21 protein-coding genes are annotated in these 24809 nt (G+C 61.9%); 14 read left to right on the forward strand and 7 right to left on the reverse strand.

Annotated elements, in window-relative coordinates:
- Window positions 1–68 precede the first annotated feature (68 nt).
- The 3 genes from dnaJ to FGU65_RS13500 are packed head-to-tail and all read right to left on the reverse strand — an operon-like array spanning window position 69 to window position 3548.
- Window positions 69–1205, reverse strand: coding sequence for a molecular chaperone DnaJ (dnaJ, locus tag FGU65_RS13490; RefSeq protein WP_301665014.1), 1137 nt, complete (start codon window positions 1203–1205; stop codon window positions 69–71).
- A 5-nt stretch (window positions 1206–1210) separates the two neighbouring features.
- Entirely contained in the window at window positions 1211–3031 is a 1821-nt protein-coding gene (gene dnaK, locus FGU65_RS13495) for a molecular chaperone DnaK (protein WP_301665015.1), read from the reverse strand.
- Window positions 3032–3035: 4 nt separating this feature from the next.
- A complete protein-coding gene (locus tag FGU65_RS13500; RefSeq protein WP_301665016.1) occupies window positions 3036–3548 on the reverse strand; it encodes a nucleotide exchange factor GrpE in 513 nt (170 codons plus the stop codon).
- Window positions 3549–3792: 244 nt separating this feature from the next.
- Between FGU65_RS13500 and purH the strand changes: the two genes are divergently transcribed.
- From purH to FGU65_RS13560, 12 genes are all read left to right on the forward strand, one after another.
- A complete protein-coding gene (gene purH / locus FGU65_RS13505) occupies window positions 3793–5277 on the forward strand; it encodes a bifunctional phosphoribosylaminoimidazolecarboxamide formyltransferase/IMP cyclohydrolase (protein WP_301665017.1) in 1485 nt (494 codons plus the stop codon).
- A gap of 55 nt (window positions 5278–5332) precedes the next feature.
- The gene (locus tag FGU65_RS13510) at window positions 5333–5776 is read left to right on the forward strand and encodes a GNAT family N-acetyltransferase (protein WP_301665018.1); all 444 of its coding nucleotides are present in this window, start codon (window positions 5333–5335) and stop codon (window positions 5774–5776) included.
- A gap of 700 nt (window positions 5777–6476) precedes the next feature.
- Window positions 6477–7145: a DUF4013 domain-containing protein gene (locus tag FGU65_RS13515; RefSeq protein WP_301665019.1), complete on the forward strand. Its 669-nt coding sequence runs from the start codon at window positions 6477–6479 to the stop codon at window positions 7143–7145.
- A gap of 214 nt (window positions 7146–7359) precedes the next feature.
- On the forward strand, window positions 7360–8055 hold the full coding sequence (locus tag FGU65_RS13520; protein WP_301665020.1) for a DUF4013 domain-containing protein: 696 nt from the start codon (window positions 7360–7362) through the stop codon (window positions 8053–8055).
- A 133-nt stretch (window positions 8056–8188) separates the two neighbouring features.
- Entirely contained in the window at window positions 8189–8875 is a 687-nt protein-coding gene (locus tag FGU65_RS13525) for a DUF4013 domain-containing protein (protein ID WP_301665021.1), read from the forward strand.
- A gap of 148 nt (window positions 8876–9023) precedes the next feature.
- The gene (locus FGU65_RS13530; RefSeq protein WP_301665022.1) at window positions 9024–9704 is read left to right on the forward strand and encodes a DUF4013 domain-containing protein; all 681 of its coding nucleotides are present in this window, start codon (window positions 9024–9026) and stop codon (window positions 9702–9704) included.
- 489 nt (window positions 9705–10193) lie between these two features.
- The gene (locus FGU65_RS13535) at window positions 10194–11717 is read left to right on the forward strand and encodes a 2-isopropylmalate synthase (protein ID WP_301665023.1); all 1524 of its coding nucleotides are present in this window, start codon (window positions 10194–10196) and stop codon (window positions 11715–11717) included.
- Window positions 11689–13365 (forward strand): biosynthetic-type acetolactate synthase large subunit, encoded by a 1677-nt coding sequence (gene ilvB / locus FGU65_RS13540; RefSeq protein ID WP_301665024.1) that lies wholly within the window; start codon window positions 11689–11691, stop codon window positions 13363–13365. The genes FGU65_RS13535 and ilvB overlap by 29 nt, the downstream gene beginning before the upstream one ends.
- Window positions 13362–13865 carry an acetolactate synthase small subunit gene (gene ilvN / locus FGU65_RS13545; protein ID WP_301665025.1) on the forward strand — a complete coding sequence of 168 codons (504 nt, stop codon included), beginning with the start codon at window positions 13362–13364 and terminating at the stop codon, window positions 13863–13865. The genes ilvB and ilvN overlap by 4 nt, the downstream gene beginning before the upstream one ends.
- A gap of 207 nt (window positions 13866–14072) precedes the next feature.
- Window positions 14073–15665 carry a sodium:solute symporter family protein gene (locus FGU65_RS13550; RefSeq protein ID WP_301665026.1) on the forward strand — a complete coding sequence of 531 codons (1593 nt, stop codon included), beginning with the start codon at window positions 14073–14075 and terminating at the stop codon, window positions 15663–15665.
- Window positions 15666–16045: 380 nt separating this feature from the next.
- A complete protein-coding gene (locus tag FGU65_RS13555) occupies window positions 16046–16246 on the forward strand; it encodes a hypothetical protein (protein ID WP_301665027.1) in 201 nt (66 codons plus the stop codon).
- Between the two features lie 13 nt (window positions 16247–16259).
- A complete protein-coding gene (locus FGU65_RS13560) occupies window positions 16260–17366 on the forward strand; it encodes an FIST signal transduction protein (protein ID WP_301665028.1) in 1107 nt (368 codons plus the stop codon).
- Between the two features lie 53 nt (window positions 17367–17419).
- Here the strand turns inward: FGU65_RS13560 and FGU65_RS13565 are convergent, their stop codons facing one another.
- The 4 genes from FGU65_RS13565 to FGU65_RS13580 all read right to left on the reverse strand — a co-directional run bounded on the left by FGU65_RS13565 (window position 17420) and on the right by FGU65_RS13580 (window position 23165).
- Window positions 17420–20257: a PAS domain S-box protein gene (locus FGU65_RS13565; RefSeq protein ID WP_301665029.1), complete on the reverse strand. Its 2838-nt coding sequence runs from the start codon at window positions 20255–20257 to the stop codon at window positions 17420–17422.
- Window positions 20258–20450: 193 nt separating this feature from the next.
- Window positions 20451–20732 carry an ATP cone domain-containing protein gene (locus tag FGU65_RS13570; RefSeq protein WP_301665030.1) on the reverse strand — a complete coding sequence of 94 codons (282 nt, stop codon included), beginning with the start codon at window positions 20730–20732 and terminating at the stop codon, window positions 20451–20453.
- Between the two features lie 70 nt (window positions 20733–20802).
- A complete protein-coding gene (locus FGU65_RS13575; RefSeq protein ID WP_301665031.1) occupies window positions 20803–22512 on the reverse strand; it encodes a PAS domain S-box protein in 1710 nt (569 codons plus the stop codon).
- A 146-nt stretch (window positions 22513–22658) separates the two neighbouring features.
- Window positions 22659–23165: an HdeD family acid-resistance protein gene (locus FGU65_RS13580; protein WP_301665032.1), complete on the reverse strand. Its 507-nt coding sequence runs from the start codon at window positions 23163–23165 to the stop codon at window positions 22659–22661.
- A gap of 250 nt (window positions 23166–23415) precedes the next feature.
- Between FGU65_RS13580 and FGU65_RS13585 the strand changes: the two genes are divergently transcribed.
- Window positions 23416–24300 (forward strand): cation diffusion facilitator family transporter, encoded by an 885-nt coding sequence (locus FGU65_RS13585; protein WP_301665033.1) that lies wholly within the window; start codon window positions 23416–23418, stop codon window positions 24298–24300.
- A gap of 92 nt (window positions 24301–24392) precedes the next feature.
- Window positions 24393–24644, forward strand: coding sequence for a hypothetical protein (locus tag FGU65_RS13590; RefSeq protein WP_301665034.1), 252 nt, complete (start codon window positions 24393–24395; stop codon window positions 24642–24644).
- Window positions 24645–24809 lie beyond the last annotated feature (165 nt).

Consider the following 24809-nt stretch of genomic DNA (forward strand, 5'->3'; position numbering starts at 1 on the left):
AGAAGCATTTTGCGAAAAATAGCACGCCGCCGCCGATCAAGGCCGTCCGTGCACCGGGCGCGGGACGGTCACTTGACCGACTCTTTCATCTTGTCGACGACGTCGTGGAAAAAGCCTTTCTTATGAGATTTTTGGGATTTTTTCCCCTCAATCTCGAGCAGCTGCTCATAGAGTTCCCGCTGCTCCTGCGAAAGAGAGCCCGGGATCACGACCGTGACGCGTGCGATCAGGTCGCCCGGCCGTCCCCGCCGGCGGACGCCTTCGCCCGGCACCTTCAGCCCGGTGTCGTGCTGGACGCCGGCCGGGATGGTGAGATCGATGCTCCTCCCGTCGATCGTCTCGATCTCGATCTGCGATCCGAGCGCCGCCTGCGCCGGAGAGACGCTCACCCGTATTTCGAGGTTGTCTCCGCGGCGGACGAACCGCTTGTGCGGCGTCACCTCGACCTCGATGAAGAGATCGCCGTTCGGCGCCCCGTAGTCGCCCGCCTCGCCGTAGCCGTCCATCCGGAGGCGCATGCCCGTATCGATGCCAGGTGGAATGTGGACGGTGACCTTCCGGCGCACCTGCTGGCGTCCGCTGCCGCCGCACGCCTTGCATCGCTCCTCCGGGATCGTACCGCGTCCGCCGCAGTCGGTGCAGGTGGTCATCCGGACGAACTGCCCGAAGATGGACTGGCTCATCTGCCGCATCTGCCCGCTGCCGCCGCAGGTGGTGCAGGTGCGCGTCTTCCGGGTCTGGCTGCCCGTCCCGTCGCAGTCGGGGCAGGCCTCCGAATGGGTGAGGTCGATCTCCTTCTCGGCGCCGAAGACTGCATCGTTCAGGGTAATCCGCATCCGCATCAGGAGGTCGGCACCGCGGCGGGGGCCGGCACTCCGCTGGCCGCCGCCGAAGAAGGTATCGAAGATATCGCCGAAACCAGAGAAGTCTGCATGGAACCCGCCGTAGCCCCCGCCGCCGGAGTAGGAGCCCTTCGAGGCGCTGCTGAAGGCGTCGTGCCCCATCCGGTCATACTGGGCGCGTTTCTGGGGATCGGAGAGGATGCTGTAGGCCTCGTTGACCTTCTTGAACCGCTCCTCCGCACCCGGCTCCTTGCAGACATCGGGGTGGTATTTGCGAGCAAGGTCACGGTACGCCTTTTTGATCTCCTTCTCGTTGGCGTCCCTACCGACGCCGAGGATATCATAGTAGCTCTCCGGACCCATCGAACTCACTCTTTCACTTCGTAGTCTGCGTCAACCACGGTATCGTCGTCTTTCTGCCCGGCAGACTCCGCCTGGCTCTTCGCCTGTGCCTGCTGGTACATCTTGGTCGTCACCGCATACACCGCTTCGGTGAGCTCGTCCATCGCCGTCCGGATCGCCTCGACGTCGTCGCCTTCGAGCGCCGCCTTGACCTTCTCGGTCGCCTCCTCGATCTTCTGTTTGTCGGCCGGGTCGACTGCGTCGCCCGCCTCCTTCAGCGTCCGCTCGGCGGTGAAGACGGCGGTGTCGGCGGCGTTCCGCAGCTCAATCTCCTCCCGCTTCTTGCGGTCCTCTTCCTCGTAGGTCTTCGCCTGGTTCATCATCCGCTCGATCTCGTCTTCGGACGGCCGGGAGTCCTGCGGCTTGATGGTGATGGACTGCTCGTTGCCGGTGCCGAGGTCTTTCGCCGAGACGTGGACGATACCGTTGGCGTCGATGTCGAAGGTCACCTCGATCTGCGGGATGCCGCGCGGCGCCGGCGGGATACCGGTCAGCTGGAATTTGCCGAGGGTGAAGTTGTCCTTGGCGAGCGCCCGCTCGCCCTGCACGACATGGATCTCGACGCTGGTCTGCCCGTCCGCTGCCGTCGAGAAGATCTGGCTCTTCCTCGTCGGGATGGTGGTGTTCCGCTCGATCAGCTTCGTCGCGATGCCGCCGAGGGTCTCGATGCCGAGGGAGAGCGGCGTTACGTCGAGGAGGAGGACGTCCTTCGTCTCGCCGGTGAGGACACCTGCCTGGATGGCGGCACCGACCGCGACGCACTCGTCGGGGTTGATGCCCTTGTCGGGGTCTTTCCCGAGGATCTTCTTGATCGTCTCCTGGACGAGGGGCACACGGGTCGATCCGCCGACCAGCAGGACGTGATCGATCTCGGAGGGCTTGATCCTGGCATCCGCGAGCGCCTGCTTCACCGGGCCGACCGTCGACTCGACGAGGTCGCCGATGAGCTGCTCGAACTTCGCCCGGGAAAGGTCGATGTCAAGGAACTTCGGGCCGCTCTCGCTGGTGGTGATGTAGGGCAGATTGATATTCGTCTTCTGGACGGTGGAGAGCTCGATCTTTGCGTTCTCGGCCGCGTCGCGGAGACGCTGCATGGCGATCGGGTCTTTCCGCAGGTCGATGCCCTCGTTCTTTTTGAACTCCTCGACCAGGTAGTCGATGACGCGCTTGTCGAAGTCGTCGCCGCCGAGGTGGTTGTTGCCTGCGGTCGCCTTCACCTCGAAGACACCGTCACCGAGCGAGAGGATGGAGACATCGAAGGTGCCGCCGCCGAGGTCGTAGACGAGGACGGTCGCGTCGCCCTCTTTGTCGATGCCGTAGGCGAGAGCGCTCGCCGTGGGTTCGTTGATGATCCGCAGCACCTCGAGGCCGGCGATCGTCCCTGCGTCCTTGGTCGCCTGCCGCTGGGCGTCGTTGAAGTAGGCGGGAACAGTGATGACCGCCCGGGTGATCTTCTCCCCGAGGTACGCCTCGGCATCGAGCTTCAGCTTCTGGAGGACCATCGCCGAGATCTCCTGGGGCGTGTAGGTCTTCTCGCCGATGGGGATCTTGTCGCTCGTTCCCATCTTCCGCTTGACCGACATGACCGTCCGGCCCGGGTTCGTTATCGCCTGCCGCTTGGCGACGCTGCCGACGAGGCGTTCGCTGTCCTTGGTGAAGGCGACGACCGACGGCGTCGTCCTGCCGCCCTCGGCGTTGGCGATCACAGCCGCTCTGCCGCCCTCCATGATAGCCATACACGAATTGGTCGTTCCCAGATCGATACCCAGTACTTTATCAGAAACCATCTCGTTACTCCTCCTTACCTCGTGATACTACCACTTTTGCACATCTGATGACCTTGTCTTTCATACAGTACCCACGGATGACCTCGTCGATCACCGTCCCCTCCGGTGCGTCGGCCGGGACGTATGCGACCGCTTCGTGCCCTTGCGGATCGAACGGGCGACCCACACAGTCGATCGGCACGATCTCGTGCCGCTGCAGGATGGCCGTGAAGAGCTTCTTGATCTGCTCGAGACCCTCCCGGAGACTGGCGTCGTCTGCAGCCTCGGCGCGTTCAAAATTGTCGAGAACGTCCAGAATCTCCGCCGCAAACGCTTCGATCGCGAACGTTGTCCGGGTATCGAGTTCCCGTGCCATCCGCCTCTGGTAGTTGTCAAAGTCGGCTGCAAGCCGCAGAAAGCGATCGTTGAGGTCGTCGTATGCCTTCCGGAGCTCCTCGAGATCCGAAGAGACTGCCTCCGGCTCACTCCCGGGAGTGCCTCTCTGCACTTCGTTCTGTTCGGTCGGTTCCTCAGTCATACGATTACCTGCATAAGAAGATGTCGTGATTTTGTGTAGATAACTGTTGTAATGTGGTTCTATATAAAAATTTGCATCGTTGCACCACTAAACCCCTGTTAATCGGCCGCTTTTTGAAATGCACCCCGGGATAGAGATATTCAGGAGCCATCCCCCGCCCTTCCAGAGACCGGAAGGCATGCGACGGTGCAAAAAGTCTGCCTGCTCGCCAAGTATAATAGCATCTCAAGCTCACATCTTCAGCATGAAGTGGGCACTGCTGTCTGTCTGGGACAAAACAGGCATACTCGACCTTGCAAAAGCCCTGGTCGAGGCAGATTACGGGATCTTAAGCTCAGGCGGCACCGGGGCGGCCCTGCGTGACGCAGGCATCCCCTACACCGATGTTGCGACGTATACCGGGTCGCCGGAGATGATGCACGGCCGGGTAAAGACCCTCCATCCGAAGATCCACGGCGGGATTCTCGGGCGGCGCGGCATCGACGATGCGGTGATGGCGGAGCACGGCATCGAGCCGATCGATATCGTCGCGGTCAACCTCTACCCCTTCGAGGAGATGCAGGCACGGGGTCTCGACCTTGAGGAACTGGTCGAGTTCATCGATATCGGCGGCCCGGCGATGGTCCGGGCGGCGGCAAAGAACCACGAGCACGTCGCGATCATCGTCGACCCGTCCGACTACCCGATGGCGATCGATGCCGTCAGGAGCGGGGGCTTTTCCCCGGAGCAGCGGCAGAAACTTGCTGCAACTGCATTTGCACGGACGGCAGCCTACGACGGCTCGATCGCCAACTACATGACCGGAATCGACTGCCCGTTCCCGGAGGTCCTCACCCTCCAGTTCCGGGGCGGCCGCGCACTCCGCTACGGTGAGAACCCGCACCAGCAGGCGGCGGTCTACGGCGACACCGGCATCGCCGCAGAGGCGCCCCTGCAGGGCAAGCAGATGTCCTACAACAACTACCTGGACGTCAACGCCGCCGTCGGCCTGCTGCGGGAGTTCGACGAGCCCTGCGCCGTCGTCGTCAAGCACAACAACCCCTGCGGCGTGGCGACGGGCGACCGCCTGCTGGACGCCTACGTCGCGGCACGCGAGGTCGACCCGGTCTCTGCCTACGGGTCGATCGTCGCCCTGAACCGCGAGGTGACCCGCGAGGTCGCTGAGGAGATTACGAAGACCTTCGTCGAGGTCGTCGTGGCGCCGTCGTTCGCCCCCGACGCCCTCGAGGTGATGAAGCAGAAGGAGAACATGCGGATCCTCCGCCTCCCAACTCCATTGACCCAGGACGAGGTCAGGATGATCGACGGCGGCATCCTCCTGCAGCGGACGCCCGGATACCGGGAGACCTGGCAGGTCGTCAGCGAGCGCGAACCGACCGCCCACGAGATGCGGGCGATGCTGCTCGCCTGGAAGGTCTGCAAGCACACCAAGAGCAACACCATCATCTTCGCGAACGAATCTGCAGTCGTCGGCATCGGCGCCGGGCAGATGAGCAGGGTCGACTCGGCGAAGATCGCGATCGAGAAGGCCGGCACGCCCCTCGAAGGAACGGCGGTCGCCTCAGACGCCTTCCTCCCCTTCCCGGACACCCTGGAGGTCGCGGCGGCGGCGGGAGCGACCGCCCTCGTCCAGCCCGGCGGGTCGATCCGCGACGACGAGGTGATCGCGGCCGCAAACCGCCTCGATATCGCGATGATCTTCACCGGCGTGCGCTACTTCCGGCACTGAAAGACCGGCCTTCAATCTCCTTTTTCCGCAAAGCCGCATTCCGGCGGGGTCTCCTATGAAGATCGAACACATCTGGGAAGATCGGAAACGGTTCCTTGACCTGCTGCTCGCAGGGGACGAGCAGGAGTCCATGATCGATACCTACCTGGACCGCGGGGATATGTTCACCCTCTACGACGACGGTCTCAGGAGTGTCTGCGTGGTGACGTGCGAAGGCGACGGCATCTGTGAACTGAAGAACATAGCCACATACGAGGGGTTCCGGGGGCAGGGCTACGGCAGGCGGCTAATAGAATATATCTTCGAGCATTACCGGGGCAGGTGCCGCGTCATGCTCGTCGGCACGGGCGACTGCCCCCGTATCCTCCGGTTCTATGAGCGGTGCGGGTTTCGCGTCTCCCATCGCGTCGAGAACTTCTTTATCGATCACTACGACCACCCGATCTTTGACTGCGGCGAACGACTCGTCGATATGGTATACCTGAGAAAGGAACTCTGAATCTACGACGGAAAGTGCCGGCAGGAACAAACTCACGATTGTGCGAACCGATATATCCCCTGTTTTTTGGTAGTGCTCCAGCATATACCTGATACGTGATCTCAGAGAATCCGACCGAATTACGCTATCCACCAACCGGCGTTCATGACAAAAAAAGAACAGGGGGAGAAGATTGCCATTATCGGGCTTTGGCGAAGTTCTCTTCCGGCTGTCATGCTTCCCTGACGGGATTGGTGCCGAACCTGGCCTTTTTTCTCACGCATGCCCGCATGCCGTGGACCGTGGTGGCTATCGCCGTGGGGGCGGGGCTGACGGGGCTGACGGGGAGGAACCTCACCCCCCCACCTCGCCCGGCCTCCGCCCTCCTCCCCCGCCCCCAAGGGCGGGGGCAGTCATGCCGATACCCAGGGGAACGCCGTGCCCCGGGGTGCAATCAATCGGGAACACCCGGATGCGATCCCAACAAAGGTAGTAGCAGTTGTTTCGTAGGGCACTACCTGCTTTTTTCTCACGCCGGCCGCAGCCGGTAATGCAGGAAGAAAGGATCTCATAGCAGGATCCATGACAACCGCGGGGGATTATCTTCCCCGGAGAGTCCGCAGAATCTCATTTTCCTCCCGGAGAATTACTGAATTCCCGAAATACATTTCAAAACGCATTTATACCGATATCCTCCCATAATCCAATAGGTGTTTACCGCATGGATTACGGAGAGATGCTGAGCGATTCGTTCGGCTATGCAAAGGACGCTGTCTGGGGCAAGTGGACCCGCTGGGTTCTGCTGCTCATCAGCACGATCATCTTCCCGCTGATCATGGGCTATACCGTCCGTGTCTACAGCGGCGTGAAACCGGCTCCCGAGCTGGAGAACTGGGGAGGGCTCTTCATCGACGGCGTGAAGCTCTTCGTCATCGGCCTCATCTACGCCATTCCGGTCCTGATCATTGCGGCCATCTTCTTCATCCCGGCGATGCTGCTCGCCATCGGCAGCGGCGGAGATGACCCGGCCGCACTTGCCGCCGCCTTCGGCTCGTTCGGTATCGGCCTGCTGGTCATGATCGTCGTCGCGATCATCATCTCGCTGGTCTCGGCGATCGGTGTCATCCGGTTCGCACGCAAAGACAGCTTCGGCCAGGCATTCGCCTTCGGCGCTATCTTTGAGCACATCGGCACGATCGGCTGGGGAAGTTACATCATCGCCCTGATCATCCTCTGGATCGTCGGAGTCGTCTTCAGCGTCGTCATAACGCTGCTCGGCGCGATCCCGATCATCGGCTGGCTGATCACGCTTTTCCTCTACCCGCCCTGGATCATCTTCGCAGCACGCTACATGGCGCTAATCTACGAAAGCGCTCCGGCACCGGCATAAAACCCCATAACTCTTTTTACAGAAATTCCCGGCTGCGTTCAACCGTTCCCGGTTCTGCCCGGAGCCACAGGGAAAGGTGATCCCCAGAATGCTCCGAACCGAAAAAAGTATGACCCGAGCCGTCTGTTTCAGAATCAGGCACCTCGGAAACTGCAGATCAATTCAAATCTTTTATATAGGAGCGTTCTCCCATTATCGCATAGGTGTTTAACGTATGGAATTCGGTAACGTCATCGGTCAATCGATCGAGTACACCAAAGAGGGTCTCGTGGGCAAGTGGGGACGCTGGATCGTCCTGATTGTCCTCTCGCTCATCCAGATCTTTACCCTCTTCCTCGTCCCGCTCTACACCGGATACCTTGTCCGGGTGTACGGCGGAGCAAAGCCCGCTCCGGAAGTCGACCAGTGGGGCAAGCTCTTCGTCGACGGGTGGAAGCTGAACATCATCGGCCTGATCTACATGATCCCGGCGATCATCGTCTTCGTCATCTTCGGCGGCTTCGCCGTGCTCGGCGCCGTTGCATCCGAGGCGGCAGGCGGCGACCCATCGGCGGCGGCAGGAGCAGCGTTCAGCCTCATCAGCGGCATCCTCATCGCCGCCATTATTGCGCTCATCATCTCGATCATCGCAACCTTCGGCATGCTGCGCTTCGCCCACACGGAGAGCTTCGGCCAGGCTTTTGCCTTCGGCGCCATCCTCGAGCACATCGGCAAGGTCGGCTGGGGGACCTGGATCATCGCACTCATCATCCTCGTCGTCCTCTCGTTCGTCTACGGACTTATCGCCGGAATCCTGGGCATGATCCCGATCATCGGGTGGATCCTCGATCTCTTCCTCGCCGTGGCATTCGCAATCTTCTACGCACGCTACCTCGCCATCATCTACGAGAGCGAACCGGCACCCGCGTAACAAGGGCAAACCATCACCATTCTCCTTTTTTGTTCCGCAGCCTGATACTGCAATGCTTACAGCAGGGCACCCGCGGATAGGAATGTATAAATACTATGTTGCAAGCCTTCCCGCGAGGAGGGGAGACGCAACGATGGACGTCGCAAAGATGCTCGGTGACGCGTACGACTACACGCGCCGCGGGCTCTGGGGAAAGTGGGGAAAGTGGATACTGCTGGCGATCGGAACGATCATCTTTCCGTTCATCCTCGGCTATATGTTCTGGATATTTCGGGGAGTAAAACCGGCCCCGGAACTTACCGACGGGGTGAAGCTCTTCATCGACGGCATCAAGCTCTTCGTTCTCGGATTGATCTACTTCATGCCGGTGTACATCGTCTCGATACTCTTCTTCGGAGGGGCATACGCCCCGTTCGTCTCCGCCCTCGCCACCGGGAACATCCGGGAGTTTGCAGATGCGCTGCTCAATGCCCTGACCGGCCTTGCAGTCGGGTTCATCCTCGTGCAGATCCTGCAGATCGTCATCTTCATCGTGCTCATCATCGCGGCGGTCAGGTATGCCCGGACGAACAACATAGCGGAGGCCTTCAACTTCACGGCAATCTTCGAGCAGATCAACCGTATCGGGTGGGGCGCGTATATCGTTGCACTGATCGTCCTCTGGATCATCGCGGTCGTCTTCTCGGCCGTCGCCGCCGCACTCGGGCTGATACCGGTCCTCGGGTGGATCATCGTCTTCTTCCTCTACCCTGCGTATCTCATCTTCATCGCCCGCTACGTCACGCTCGTCTACGACAGCGCCGGATCGGATCTCACCTGAGACCGGAAAGGTTCCCTCGCCGCCGCGGAGCTCCGCCGCAAGCCCTTCCGCACCGGAAAAGGGCTGCTCGCGACTCTTTTCGCCGGAGACGTTCAGGTAGATATATCTGGATAAAAACAAACCATTTCAGTAGAGTAACGGTGATTCTATGGACTTTGGAACAATGCTCAAGGATTCTTACGAGTACACGAAGGAAGCCCTCTGGGGGAAGTGGACCCGCTGGCTCATCCTGCTCGTATCGACGATCGTCTTCCCGCTGATCTACGGCTATTTCGTCAGAATCATGCGCGGAACCACACCAGCTCCCGACACGGACAACCTCATCAGGATGTTCATCGAGGGGATCGTCCTTCTCGTGATCTACATCGTCTACGCCATTCCCGTCTACCTGGTGGCCTTCATCGGGATGCTGCTCTACTTCATCCCGGCATCGGTCACGAGCGGGCCTGTCCCGGTCGGAGATGCGGCTACCTCCACCGGCACCTCCGCAGGGCTCATCGTCGTGGTCATCCTGGCGATCCTGATCGTCCTCCTCGCGATCGCGGTCGGCCTGATCGCGAACTTCGGCGGCATCCGCTACGCCCGCACCGGCAGGTTCGGCGAAGCGTTCAACATCAGGGCGATCACCCGGCACATCGGCGAGGTCGGCTGGCTCTCCTACTTCGTCGCCCTCATCATCGTCGGGATCGTCATCGGGATCGTCGAGTTCGTGCTCATGCTCATCCCGGTCATCGGGTGGCTGCTCCTCTTCGTGCTCACCCCGGCGTTCGCCATCTTCAGCATCCGGTATGTCACGCAGATCTACGACAGCGCCCCGGCGCCGGCCTGAAGATCCCATCTTTTTTAGCGCTGGCGAAAAAATCCATGCCAACACATGCCTGCTGCTCTTATCCAAGATTATTCCCGGCCCCATGCTCGCCGCGACAGGAAATTGTCCCAAAACATTCCCACAGCCCGATGCAAGAGCCGGAGGACACGGCCGTAGTCAACATGCAGCGCAGGCCGGCCGGATCTGCCCCGCAGACATCGGACCGTGGCAGCAATCGCATGCGGGGGAGTGGGCCGGCCCCCTCCCCTGCCCCCACCCCCATGAAGATACATCTCACTGTCCAAGATCCGGGAATGCCATCCGCATCACCGTAAAACAGACAGCGGGCAGGAACACCAATCAACCACCCCGCACCAGGTCTTCTCACTGCCCCCCATCTCCGTACCCGGCCGCAGCGGCTAAACCTTTAAGTATCTCACCGCCGCATCTCTAGTCTGGTGACAGATTCCATGAGGGATTGTTTTATTTGGTGAATCGAAGCCAAACGGATTGTTAAACCGGAAAAACACATTCAGTGAACCAGTTCGCATTTTTGATACCACGCTGCGTGACGGTGAGCAGACGCCGGGCGTATCGCTGACACCCGACCAGAAACTCGAGATCGCCACGCATCTCTCGGAGATCGGCGTCCACGTCATCGAGGCCGGCTCCGCTGCCGCATCCGCAGGAGAGCGCCAATCGATCAAACTCATCTCCGACGCAGGGCTTTCGGCAGAGTGCTGCACCTACGTGCGTGCCCTTGCCCAGGATATCGACTTCGCCGCCGACTTCGGAGCCGACTCAGTGCACCTCGTCGTCCCGGTCAGCGACCTGCATATCGAGAAGAAACTGAGGAAGACCCGCGAACAGGTCTCTGCAATGGCCTGGAGCGCCGTCGAGTACGCGAAAGACCGCGGCCTCATCGTCGAACTCTCCGGCGAAGACGCCTCCCGCGCCGACCGGGCGTTCCTGCAAGAGCTCTTCCGCGAGGGGATCGACCGCGGTGCCGACCGGCTCTGCTTCTGCGACACCGTCGGGCTCCTGACGCCGGAACGGGCGGCCGAGCTTATCCCGCCGCTCTGCATGGCGCCGCTCTCGATCCACTGCCACGACGACCTCGGGTTTGCGCTGGCGAGCACGATGGCGGCGCTGAAGGCGGGGGCTACGTGCGCCCACGTGACCGTCAACGGCCTCGGCGAGCGGGCCGGGAACACGGCGCTCGAGGAGCTCGTGATGTCGCTCGAGGTGCTCTACGGGCACGCGACCGGGATCCGGACCGAAGACCTCTACCACCTCTCGACCGTCGTCTCCCGGCTGACCGGCGTTGCGCTCGCGACGAACAAACCGATCGTCGGGGAGATGGCCTTCACCCACGAGAGCGGGATCCACGCCCACGGGGTGATGCGGGATGCGAGCACCTATGAGTCGATCATCCCCGAACGGGTCGGCCGGAAACGCCGGATCGTCCTCGGCAAGCACTCGGGATCGGCAGCGGTCGAGACCGCCCTCCATGAGATGGGCTACCGGCCGGATGCGGGCCAGCTCGCCGAGATCGTACAGCGGATCAAGCAGCTCGGCGACACCGGCAAACGGATCACCGATGCGGACGTCATGACCATCGCCGACGCGGTCCTCGCGATCGAGTTCGCGCCGGCGCTCGAACTTATGCAGTTCACGATCGTCTCCGGGAGCAACGCAATGCCGACGGCGTCGGTGACCCTCACCGTCAAGGGCGAGGAGATCACCTGCGCCGCGACCGGCAACGGCCCGGTCGACGCCGCGATCAGAGCGCTCCAGCGCTCGGTCTCGGACGTCGGCACGGTACGGCTCGAGCAGTACCACGTCGATGCTATCTCGGGCGGAACCGACGCGCTCGTGGACGTAACCGTGAAACTCTCAAAGGACGGCGTCTCCGTGACCAGCCGGGGCGCCCGCACCGACATCATCACGGCAAGCGTCGAAGCAGTTATCGCTGGTATGAACAGACTATTACGGGAAGAGAAGCATGAAGACCGGAGCGAAAATTCTCATTGAAGCGCTGCAGCGCGAAGGGGTGGACACCATCTTCGGCTACCCCGGCGGCTCGGTGCTGCCGATCTACGATGAGCTCTACGACTCATCGATCCGGCATATTCTGGTGAGGCACGAACAGGCAGCAGCGCACGCAGCCGACGGGTATGCACGCGCCAGCGGCCGGGTAGGCGTATGCCTCGCCACCTCCGGTCCCGGGGCATGCAACCTGGTGACCGGCATCGCCACGGCATACATGGACTCGGTTCCGGTCGTGGCGCTCACCGGACAGGTGCCGACGGGGATGCTCGGGAACGACGCGTTCCAGGAGTCGGACATCACCGGCATCACCATGCCGGTCACCAAACACAACTACCTGGTGAAAAATGGAGCGGATATCGGCCAGGTCGTCCGGGAAGCCTTCTACATCGCCGGAACCGGACGGCCCGGGCCGGTCCTGATCGACCTGCCGAAGGACGTGACCACCAACCAGATGGCCGGCGACGGGGGCGACGGGGGCGAGGTCCTGCTCCGCGGCTACCAGCCGACCTACCGCGGCCACGTCCGCCAGATCGAGAAAGCCCTCGCCCTGGTCGGCGAGGCGGAGCGCCCGGTCATCTACGCTGGCGGCGGGGTCGTGCACTCCAACGCCTCGGCAGAGCTTCTGGCGTTCGCCGAGCGGGCGGCGGTCCCCGTGACCACCACCCTGATGGGGCTCGGCTCGCTCCCCTGCGACCACCCGCTGAACCTCGGGATGCTCGGGATGCACGGGACGGCGGCGGCGAACTACGCCATCACCGAGTCCGACCTCCTGCTGGCTGTCGGCGTCCGGTTCGACGACCGGGTCACCGGGAAGCTCGAGGCCTTCGCGCCGAACGCGACGATCGTCCACATCGACATCGACCCTGCGGAGATCGGCAAGAACAAAGCGGTCGATGTCCCGATCGTCGGCGACGTGAAGACCGTCCTTGCAACGATGCTGGAGCGGATGCAGAAGCACCCGCAGACAGAAGGCTGGCGAAACCGTGTCTCCGGCTGGAAACAGCGCCATCCGGTCACCTTCCCGGACGACGATCATCTCCGGCCGCAGTACGTCATCCGGCAGCTCTCCGATATCCTGAAAGGCGAGGGGATCATCGTCAGCGAGGTCGGCCAGAACCAGATGTGGACGGCGCTCCACTACTGTTTCAGAAAGCCGCGGACCTGGCTCACCTCCGGCGGCCTCGGCACCATGGGTTACGGGTTCCCGGCGGCCATCGGCGCCCATTTCGCCCGGCCCGACATGCCGGTCATCGACATCGCCGGCGACGGGAGCTTCCAGATGAACATCCAGGAGCTCGGGACGGTCGCCCAGTACGATATCCCGGTGAAGGTCTTTGTCTTGAACAACATGTTCCTCGGGATGGTGCGGCAATGGCAGGAACTCTTCTATGACCGCCGCTACTCCTACACCGAGCTGCCGCCGGTCGACTTCGTCGGGATTGCAAAAGCCTACGGCGTCGACGGCATCCGGGTTGAGGAGAAGGACGGCGTCCGCCCCGCGATCGAGGCGGCGCTCGCCGCCGACGGGCCGTTCGTCCTCGACTTCCGGATCGAGCGCGAGGAGAACGTCTTCCCGATGGCGCCTGCCGGAGCGGCCATCAACGAGATGATCGGGGTGCACCAGGAATGAAGTCGCATACACTCAGCCTGCTCGTGGAGAACCAGGCAGGTGTCCTCTCCCGGGTTGCAGGGATGTTCTCGCGGCGCGGGTTCAACATCGAGAGCCTCGCGGTCGGCACCTGCGAAGAGCCGAATATGAGCCGGATCACCATCGTGGTGTACGGCGACGACCTCCAGGTCGAGCAGGTGATGAAACAGGCGAACAAACTCATCGAGGTCGTCAAAGTCTCGGATATCACCCAGCGCGAGAGCGTCGCCCGCGAGCTCGCGCTGATCAAGGTGGTCGCCGAAACGGGCACCTCCCGTGCGGAGATCATGCAGATCGCCGATATTTTCCGGGCGCAGATCGTCGACGTCGGCACCCGGACGCTGGTGCTGCAGGTCGTCGGCGACACAAAGAAGATCGACGCGCTGGAGACGCTGCTCCGGCAGTACGGCATCACCGAGCTCGTGCGGACCGGGAAGATCGCGATGCTCCGCGGCTCCAAGACCGTAAAGAGCGCAAAGTAATAACCATTCTCTCTTTTTCGGATCGATTCGCTTCGATAGTCCCCGGCGATCGCGGATCGATCATGTTAATATGCAGCATGCTAACATATAGCACACCATGATTCTCGGTTTACCTCTGGAAACGGTACTTGCGGTCGGCGGTGTGTTTCTCATCATTGCCGCCGTGCTCCTGCTCTGGGGATTGCATTTCCAGGAGGAGGAGCGCCGATGATCGACCCGATCACTCTCGGACTGATTGCGCTCTACTTCATCGTCCTGATCGGGATCGGCAGCTGGGCGTCCGGCAAGATCCACAATACGGAAGATTACATCCTCGCCGGACGGTCGCTCGGGTTCTGGGTCTTCACGATCCTGATCGTCTGCTCCATCTGCAGCGGCATGACGCTCCTCGGAGTCAGCGGCTTCGGGTTCACCTCGGGCTGGCCCGGCATCTGGGAGCAGATCTTCGTCCCGCTCGCTGCCGCGTTCTGTATCATCGTCTTCGGCGTCAAACTCCACCACGTCGGCAAGGAACAGGGCTACATGACCGTCCAGGACTACCTTGCCCACCGGTTCGAGAGCCCGGAGAAACTCCGCGGCCTCTCCGCCGTCGCCGGCATCGTCGTCTCGCTCATCTACCTGATCGGGCAGTACACGGCCATCAGCATCGTCCTCGTCTGGCTCTTTGAGATCCCGCACACCTGGGCGCTGATCGTCGCCGGCATCATCATCACCGGCTACACGGTCGTCGGCGGACTTTACGCCGTCTCCTGGACGACGCTGGTGCAGGGCGGCATCCTGATCCTCGGCGTTCTCCTGATGGCGCCCCTCGTCGTGGTCGCGGCCGGCGGCCTTGAGCACATCAACACCGTCCTTTCAGGAGTGGACGCAAACTTCGTGCAGCCATGGTACCCCTCACCGGTCTATGCTGCCTACGCCTACGCCACGCCGGAATTCCTCGTCTCGTTCGGGATACTGCTGACCGTCGGGCTCGCCTGTGCGCCCCACGTCATCAACAACGTCCTCGCAGCAAAGGAGGATCGCTACTTCCGCTGGGCGCCGCTCGTCGCGTTCCTCATCTACGCCGTCGTGATGTTCCTGGTGAAGTTTGCCGGGTTTGCCGTCCGATCGCTCGTGGAGGAGGGGACGATCGTCCTCCCGGAGGCGATCAACGCCCAAGACTTTGCCTTCATCGCCGGTGTCCAGCATGCCATGCCGAGCGTCGCGCTCTGGGCGCTCTTCGCCGTCATCGTCCTCGCCGCCGTGATGTCCACGACCGACCGCCTGATGCTGACCGTCGGGACGATGTTCGCCTGGGACATCTACAAGAATATCCTCCGCCCCTCGGCGCCGGACAAGGAGGTGCTGCTCGTCTCGAAGATCGCGGTCATCGTCGCGGCCGGCGGAACGCTCCTGCTCGCCATCAGCCCCCCACCGATGCTGGCGTGGCTGATCTGGATGGGTATCGGGGTGATGCTCGCCACCTTCGCAGTCCCCCTCCTCGCCGGCCTCTACTGGCGGGGCGCAACCGCACAGGGAGCCATCGCCAGCATGGCGCTCGGCCTCGTCTCCGCAGGGGCGTTCGGCTACTGGCACCAGTACGTGGCGAAACTGCCGGTGCACTTCAGCCTCTTCGCCCTGACCATCTCACTGGTGGCCATGATCGTCGTCAGCCTGCTGACCCAAAAGAACAGCGACACCGTCCTCGACGAGACCATGACCGGCTGGTTCATCCAGCCGGGGTTCGCCGGGACAGGGCGGCCGGAACCGGCTCCCGCAGCGGTCTCTGCGCCCGCCGCAGAGCAGGACGAAATGTCCTGAAAAGCACTTTTCTTTCTTGCTCTGTGAATACTCCGTATACACCTCTCACGGAGACGCCACGGAGTGCCGGGTATCAGAACAGGGCTGGCCACCAACGAATGGCTCTTTACGGAGATCGCTGACCGAAACCACCCCTATACAGTTTTTTAGGGGAAATTCCGGGATATGCTTCAGAACCGGGTGCAGGGCACCGCCAGGTACGGAGAGCATCCTTCCCAACCGGGCGCAGATGGCAAAACAAAAAGGACTCCCCTGGAAAATCCGCATCAATTTTTAAGCCATAATATTAGTCTAAAAATATAATTATTCTTTTAAAATCTTCAGAAAATTTAGAAACTTTAAAGTAGGGTTCCGACATCCGATATACTTGGTGAATCGCGGTGGCAGGTCAGATCAAACACATGATCGATGCAATCATCCGGCAACGTTCAAATGGCAACCAGGTACTGGCAAACACGACCCGTACCAAGCTCATCATCAAAGGCTTTCATCCGGACAAGTATACAGCTGCGTCCGAAGATGATCCGGCCAGGATTGCAGAGCTGAAAGAAATCGCAAAGGACATGGGAGTAACCCTATAGGTGGAACCAGAGCATGAACGCAGTCACTCTATCATCAAACAAACCGTCTGTCAATGACGCCGTGAACGATCTGAAACAACAATGCGGCGATTTCGAGCCGAAGATGCTGCTCTTCTTCGCCTCGTCGAGGTATGAACCGGAGGCCCTTGCAGGAGCAATGAAGGACGCATTCGGGGATCTGCCGGTCTTCGGCTGCACGACGGCAGGCGAGATAGGAAATGGCTCTATGCTAAAAGAGTCTATCGTGGCAATGGCGCTCGGCGACCGGATCGTCGAAGACCTGAAGGTGGGCATCGTCCGGGATCTCTCGGATCCCGATGCCATCAGGAGCGTCTTCTCGGACTTCGAGTCTTATTACGGCAAGCCGGTGGCGGAGCTCGACTTTACAGAATACGTCGGAGTTATCCTGATAGACGGCCTCTCCGGCGCCGAAGAGAGGACGATGGACCGGATCGGCGACCTGACCAACGTGCTCTTCGTCGGCGGATCGGCCGGCGACGACCTCGGGTTCAGAGCGACATACGTCTTCGCCGACGGGGAGGCGTACACCAATGCCGCCGTGCTGGCGCTTCTGAAACCGGCGACGGAGTTCGATATCATCAAAACACAGAGTTTCGCTGCCATGGACACGAAGCTCATTCCGACGAAGGTGAACGAAGAGGCGCGTGAAGTGCTTGAATTCAACGGAAAACCTGCCGCAACCGCGTACGCAGAAGCCCTCGGTGTCTCTCCCGAAGACCTGCCGGCGCATTTCATGCAGCACCCCGTCGGGCTTCTGGCGGGCGACGACATCTTCGTCCGCAGCCCGCAGCAGGTGGCAGGGGAGAGCGTCATCTTCTACTGTAGCGTCAAGGAAGGAATTGATCTCTCTCTGCTACAGTCGACGGATATTGTGGCCGACACCAGAGCGGCGGTGGAGGAGAAACTCCAGAACCTCGGCGGCATCTCCGCGCTCATCAACTTCAACTGCATTCTCCGGACACTCGACCTCGAGGCCGGGGGGCTCTCCGCCGCGTACGGATCGCTCTTTTCAGATTTCCCGGCGATCGGGTTCAGCACCTACGGGGAGGAGTATATCGGGCATATCAACCAGACGGCGACGATGCTCGTCTTCCGCTAATCTTTTTTTCCGACGAAGATCTCTGCCGATAGCGGCATGCAGGCCATTGTGTCTCATATCCCTTCACCAGCACCGGCCTTCCGGAGCGTAAACCGGAACGCCGCCCCCTCCTCCGGCCGGCCGCACGCCCGGTCCTCAACCCGGACCTCTCCTCCGTAGCGGGTAACAAGCATCCTGACGATGTAGAGCCCGAGCCCCTGTCCGGTCGCCCGGCCTCGTCCCCGTTCGAACCGGTGGAAGATCGCCTCCTTCTGTGCATCCGGGATCCCGGGTCCGGTGTCCTCAATGGAGACCAGCACCTCGCCGTCCAGCTCCTCCACCCGGACGGTGATTGCAACATCGGAACCGCCGAACCTGACGGCGTTGCCGATAAGATTTCCCGGAACCTCGGCGAGGAGCTCGTCCGCCCAGACCGTAACGGGAAACCCGTCGTACGTGATCGGAACCGACGGAACGTGATCGATCTCTCCCCGGAGAACCGCGTCAAGATCGACCGGTTTGAGAGCAGGACTCTCTTCATGGATCTTGCGGATGGTGGAGACGCTCCGCAGGATCTCGATGCTCTTCTGAATGCTTGCCCGGAGCTTCGCTGCATAGAGGGCTTTCTCTCCCTCAAGCGTCTCCAGCAGGAGATCGGCGTAGAGGGTGGAAACGTTCTCGGTATTCCCGATGTCGTGCGTCAGGATATCGAGATAGAGGTTCGCCTCCTGGTGGGCGTCCTCGAGCTGCTGCAGAAGCAGCATCTTGAGGAGCCCGGAACCAACGGCGCGGCCGACCGCCTCGAGAATAGTCTTCTCATCGGATGAGAACGCCGCCCGTTTCCTGGTTCCGAGATACAACGCTCCGACGACGACAGAATCTGCAAGCAGGGGAATGCAGGCGAGTGCGGAGACATCGAACCGGTTTAAGAGCCTTCCGGCGGCGGCGCCGATCCCCCGTGTCCTGCCGATGTACCAGGGCTGCCCGGCGACGAAGACGAGGTTCTCCGGCCAGTGACGGATATCGAGCACTCGGTTCTGGGCGCGCTGCGCCTCCGGGATTCCGTGCTGCCAGCGGAGATGCGCTTTCTTCCGGGCGGGGTCGAGGATATAGATGGCACCACGGTCGACGTCCAGCAGGGGGAGGACTTTCAGCAGCACCGATTCGAGCAGGTCGTCGAGCGAGAGCGAGGCGACCGAGATGCCGATCACCTCGTTCAGTACCGAGAGATACCGGGCACGCCGTTTCAGCTCGTCCTCGGCCCGTTTCCTATCGCCGATATCGATGAAAGAGACGGCGATCCGGCCGGGCTGTTCTGCGGCGCCGGCGATAGCCCTGGCAGAGAGAAGGATGGTGGTCGTTCTGCCGTTGCGCCGCCGCCCCGGGATCTCCCCGCGATAGCTGCCGGTCTCGAGCAGTGCCCGGGTGATAGCTTCCGCCGCATCGCTGCTCGACGTAAACTCCCTGACATTCCGGCCGATAAGAGCCGCAGCATCGTCATAGCCGAGCTGCTCGAGCGCCGCGGCGTTTGCAGAGGAGATCGTGCCTTCCGAGGTCGCAATGAGGAACGGCGTTGGGGACGACTCGATGGCGGCGTCCCGGATCCGCAGCTGCTCCTCCACTCTTTTGCGAGCCGTGATGTTCCGGCTGATCCCCTCAACGGCGACCAGGTTCCCGGTATCGTCGAAGATGGGGGTGACATGGTGCTCCATCCAGATGACCGTCCCGTCTCTGCTCCTCTCGCGGAGGGTGAGCGTCGCGCTCTCGCGCAGATCCCCCCGGAGGAGAGAATCGATCTTCGGCCGGTCGTCCGGATGGATTATCGAGAGGTAGAGACTCGGATCGGCATAGAACTCCTCCGGCACATGGCCTGTGATCGCGGCCACCGACGGGCTCACGTACGCAACGTGCAGAACCGGGGTGTAGACGAAGCGGTAGATGATATCCTGGGCATGCTCGGCAAGCAGCCGGAACTTCTCCTCATTTTCGCGAAGCCCCGTCTCGGCGCACCGCCGCTGCAGCGCGATGGCGGCAAGGCCGCGGAACGTATCGACGGTATCCGTATCGAGCGCTTCGCCGCCCTGCCGGGTGAAGATGACTGCAGAGCCGAAGACTTCACCCTTCCAGGTGAACGGAATGCAGTAGACTGCTCCGATGCGCCCGTACTCCTCAAGCCTGCGGCAGACCTCTTTCGGAAGCTGCCCGAGCGCCGCCTCCGCAATTCCGCCCAGAACCGTTTCGATGCCCCCCTTCAGCATGATGGAGCGGATCGCCGGCGGCAGGGTGAGCGTCATGCCCCGCATATCCGCACCGAGTATCTCCGCCGCGCCTGCAAGCAGCGCCGCATCCCCGGCGACCGCCCGGGTCGTCAGGGTGCCCCTCCGGATATCGGCCGTACTGACGATGACCGTCGCACCGGGAACCAGGGCACAGAGGTGCCTCGCGATCACCGCGTAGATATCGGTATCCGGAGAGAGGCCGACGAGCTCGGTCGCCGCGTCCGCGAGGAGCGATGCGGTTCTCCGGCATCGCTGCAGCTCATTTTCAGTGCGCACCTTGCACGTGACGTCGTGGAGGCGGACGATCCAGAACGGTTCGGATCCGGGTTCCTCCTGCAGCCGGGCGCTCGAATAGTCGTACCACCGCACGCCGGTTACGGTGCGGACGGGGCAGGTGAGATGGGGAACCTCCTCGGATCGCCGGAGCGCGGTGAGGAGCGCGGACCCGCACGGCTCTTCGCCTGGGAGAAGGGGTATCAGCCGGGATTCGAGGACGAAACCGAGATCCGCGCCCCGGGCGTCGTGAAGCGTCAGCCCCAGCAGGCGCTCCATAGTCTGGCTCATCCAGATGACGGCCAGGTCGTGTGTGGCGATGAGAAGTGCATCCTCCGGGTCGGCGATCGCCTGCAGCACCCGGGGATGAACACCTCGCCTATGGGTTGATGTATCCGCCGGAATCGGGCGCCCCCCCCGCATTCGCTGAGTGATGCACCCATTGTGGTTCGGGGTATTAACACCTTTGGAGGGGAGATGAGACCGGGCAGACGTATTGTTTCCTACGGGATACCGGTCGGGCGGCGGGATGCAAAAAAGGAGGAAACGGCAATCACCGGGCTGCCGGCTGCGCTATCTCCTGCGTCTCCCGCTTCTTTATGGCCCGGTCGTACACCAGCCAGTTCTGCTCCCAGCGGACGTTCCGGCCACGGAGCTGTTCGAGGACACGGCGCCGGACCTCCTCCGTCGAGATCTCCTCATGGACGACCCGCTCGACAGCCTGCGCGATCCGCCGCGCCTCATCGGGTGGAGCACCGGCTTTTACCGCACTTACGACGATCTTTTCGGGAACAAACTCCTCACGTCTGCCATCACGTTTTACGACACTGACCATTCGGCCACCTCCGGGAGCGGAAAAGTGCGCGCGAGGAGATAGATGTTTCGGTGAGGGGACTGTTCCGGTGTCAGATCAGTTCGTTTCTCAGGAGGAACTCCCGGATCTTCCTCGACTCGATCCAGCCTTTGTCGAGCTGCCGGATGATATCGTTGATCCGGCGCACCTGGTCGCGGACACTTGCACTGATCTCCGGGTCGTCCAGAAGATCGGCCCGCGCCTGGATCACCTGCAGGGGATGGCGGATGTGGTCGCCCAGGATGGCGAACTGCTCCATGTTCTGCTCGATCTGGCCGAAAGCCTGCCGTTTGATCTTTTCTGCCATCTTCCTCTCAAGGATGTCCCGGTTCACGCTGATATACCCGGTCACCCGGCCTTCGGCGTCGCGAAGCGGAGTGATGCTCGATTCGAGATAGATCGGGCGTCCGTCCCGGTGGTGATGGACCACCTCCGTCCGGTGCTGCCCGGTGCTCTCAACCAGCCGTACGATCCCACCCAGGTCGTCGATCCGCTTTGCCGGACTGAAGAGGTCCTGCACCGGGCGGCCGCAGGCCTCGTCGGCGCTGTAGCCGTACAGCTCCTCGGCGGCCCGGTTCCATGCCGTGACAATGAGATGCTCATCGGTGGCGATGATTGCGTCGTTGACCCGTTCAAGAAGAGAGGCCTGATAGGCCAGATGCTGCTCGAGGTGTTTCTGTCCGGTGATATTCTCCACCATCGCGATGATCCGGTGGGGATGCCCGTCTGCGTCCCGGAGGAGCGAGACGATCACCCGCACCCAGAGCACGCTGCCGCTCTTCGTGACGTACCGCTTCGCGCTCCGGAACTGCTCGAGCCGCCCTGCCCGCATCCCGGCGTAGGAGGAGGCGGCTGCCGGAGCATCCTCCGGATGGGTGATCTCCTCGATAGCGGTTCCCGAGAGCTCTTCCCCGGTGTAGCCGAGCATCTCCTGGAGAGCCGGGTTGGACTCGATGATCGAACCGTCCAGATCCGCCAGCAGGATCCCGACCCCTGCATCCTCAAAAATGCCCCGAAACCGCGCCTCGCTCTCACGGAGCGCACGCTCGTTCCGCTTCTGGCTGGTGACGTCGTACGCCGCCCCGACGATGCTGCACGGCCGGCATTCGGCGTCCAGAAGTGGTTCCAGCGTCATATCGCGGACATGGAGTGTCCCCCCGATGGTCAGCAGGACCTCTCTGCGGATCACCTCGCCCGTCTCCAGCACCCGGCGCTTCAGTGCGGCCAGTGAAGCGGCGTCTTCGGGCAGGAAGAGGTCAGCATCCGTCTTCCCGATGACCGAAGCATCGGTGACGCCGAACTGCTGGTTATACGTCCAGGTATACCGCAGATCCGTATCCTGGGCGAAGACGACCACCGGCGAGTGATCGAGCGCGGTCCGGAAACGGCGCAGGTCTTCAGCCGCGGTGACGTCCCTGACGATGACCGCCTGCAGGCCGGATACGGGCGGCTTGACGGTGACGGAGAACCACTGCACGGTGCCGTCGGGGGAGCAGATCCGGTAGGTCTGTCCGGCCGCTCCGGCAGGGCTCTTGAGGATCCGCTGGGCTGCAGCCTCGCCGAGAGTGCGCGCAAGCGGCCCTGACAGAGCGCCGGAAGCATCCGCTCCGGCAACGTCCTCCTGCCTGACGCCCAGCAGTTTCTGCAGCGCCTGGTTTACCCTGACAACCCGCCGATCCGCATCAAGGAGAAGGATGCCGTCGTTGAGATCGTCGAGCACCAGGGAGAAAAACAGCGCGTCGTTACGGTCGATACCTGTCATCGTTCCCAGAATGTATTTTGTAGTTTCCGTCTGTGGTCGCAGATATACTCGCGCCGAGAAGGCAAAATAGTTTGCTGTTCGGGTCTGAAGGTGCCGATCCGTCGCGGTCGGCCGCTTCTGCCGTCGGGAAAAAGAGGGGAGAGATTTTACGTCCGCAGCGTGAATGAAGCGGCGATCAGGGTGATGCCGCCGATGACGCCGAAGATCCCAAGGACGAAGACCAGCGCCGCAGCCCCGACAAGCGGGTGGGCCAGGAGCAGGATACCGAGGATGATGCTGACGATGCCGAGCGCGGTCGCCCCGAGGCCGGCGCCCTTGACACCGGAGACGATGTTCAGCACCCCGATGAGAATTCCCCAGACACCGATGAAGATGGCAAAGAACGAGGGGATGAAGAGCGTGCTGAAGAACGGGTACAGGAGCACCAGTACGCCTGCAACGATCCCGAGGAGACCAGAGACGATCCGCCAGCCCCGGTATTCGCTCACCACGAAAACGCTTGCGAGCGTGACGATACCACTGACCAGCCAGTACGCGCCGAGGAAGGTGACCAGGATGAGCAGGGTCTCGATCGGCCATACGAGCAGCAGCACGCCGAGGCCGAGGGTTACGATCCCCTGGAGGAGCACGAGCCACCACGGGAGGAGAAGCATCTCGACGCTTCTGAATGTGTCTGATGAAACGGTTTCATTTTCCATAACAGTTCACGAAAAGAGGTTTACGGTGCGAAGGTTATAAAGGTAGCCCAATTGTTTCTCCGGAGAAGGCCGCAGAGGGCCAGATTCTTTCTGCTGCCCTCCCGGAGGAGGAATTCTGTGGCTTTGAGCCCGGAAATCACCTGCGCCCGGGAGGAGACCGTGCCCGGGCGAAGGTTTTTCCGGGACGCAGGCAGACCGGACGGTCATGCCCGCCCATGCTCACGACGACCGGAGCGAGCGGAATATCAGGACTGCCTTCTTTCTGAACCTCGCGTTCACGCTTTTTGAGTTCGTCGGCGGGGCATACACCGGCAGCCTGGCCATCACCGCCGATGCGCTGCACGACCTCGGCGACTCCTTCGCGCTCGGGCTCTCCTGGTTCTTCGAGCGCGTTGCCCGGCGGGAGCGCACGCCCCTCTTCTCGTACGGCTACCGGCGCTTCTCGCTCCTGGCCGCCCTGATCAACGCCGTCATCCTGGTCACCGGTTCGATAGTCATCCTTGCCGGAGCAATTCCCCGGATATTTGAACCCAGCATGCCGGACGCTGCCGGAATGTTCGTCTTTGCCCTGATCGGCATCGCCGCGAACGGGCTTGCGGCGCTCCGCGTCCGGGGCGGGGCGACCCTCAACGAACGGGTCGTCGCCTGGCACCTCCTGGAGGACGTCATGGGCTGGGTGGCGGTGCTGGTGGTGAGCATCGTCCTGCTCTTTTGGGAGATCCCGGTGCTCGATCCCGTCCTCGCGGTGCTCATCGCCCTCTTCGTCCTCTGGAACGTCGGGAAGAACCTCCGCCAGACGGTGGTGATCTTTCTGCAGGGCGTTCCGCCGACGATCACCATCGGAACCGTCCGGGAGGCGCTCACCGCCATCAACGGCGGCAGGAGCATCCACGACACCCACCTCTGGTCGCTCGACGGCGAGCACCACATCCTGACCACCCATATCGTGGTAGCGGGCGGGGGCGGTTACGGCGCAATGCGGGAGATCAAATGCAGGGCGAAGGAGGCGGCGGCAGGTCTCGGGATCAGCCACGCAACGATCGAGATCGAGCAGGAGGGAGAGGGATGCCCGGTCGCCGGGGGGTACTAGCGGGCTGGATATTCACATGAGGATTGAACATTCAACGACGAAACTAATTTCAGGGGCGCGGGTCACCTCTCCGTGAGAGCGGGAGCTCGTGGATGGCATCAGGACGACACAATGAGGATCTGCGGTCAGGTTCTGAGAGAGAAGCCCTCGCCATCTCCCGGGTATCCGTGACTGCGAAGTCTCCCGGGGTGCGCGTGAGGCTGGAAGAGGAGGTGCACAGGCAGGAGCGGCAGATCTGTTCTTCCTGCGAGTACTACGATGCCGACCGCAGGTACTGTACCTATCTCCAGCTGCCCGCCCCGCTTCTTTTCACCTGCCCGTTGAACCTGAACGCCCCGAAGTGACCGATATATCAGCCGTCCGAGCCGCGGAGAGGAGACGGGCATGCGGCCGATGCCCGCCCGGCGGCGCAGCGGCGGCTCCGGCACGCAAAGAACCCGGAAGAGCGAAAAAAGCGATAGAAACGCGGCAGAAGGTCTGCAATGGCAGACCGGAGGAGCGGAACGGTT

Source organism: Methanoculleus frigidifontis (assembly GCF_030464345.1).
GTDB classification, from domain to species: Archaea; Halobacteriota; Methanomicrobia; order Methanomicrobiales; family Methanoculleaceae; genus Methanoculleus_A; species Methanoculleus_A frigidifontis.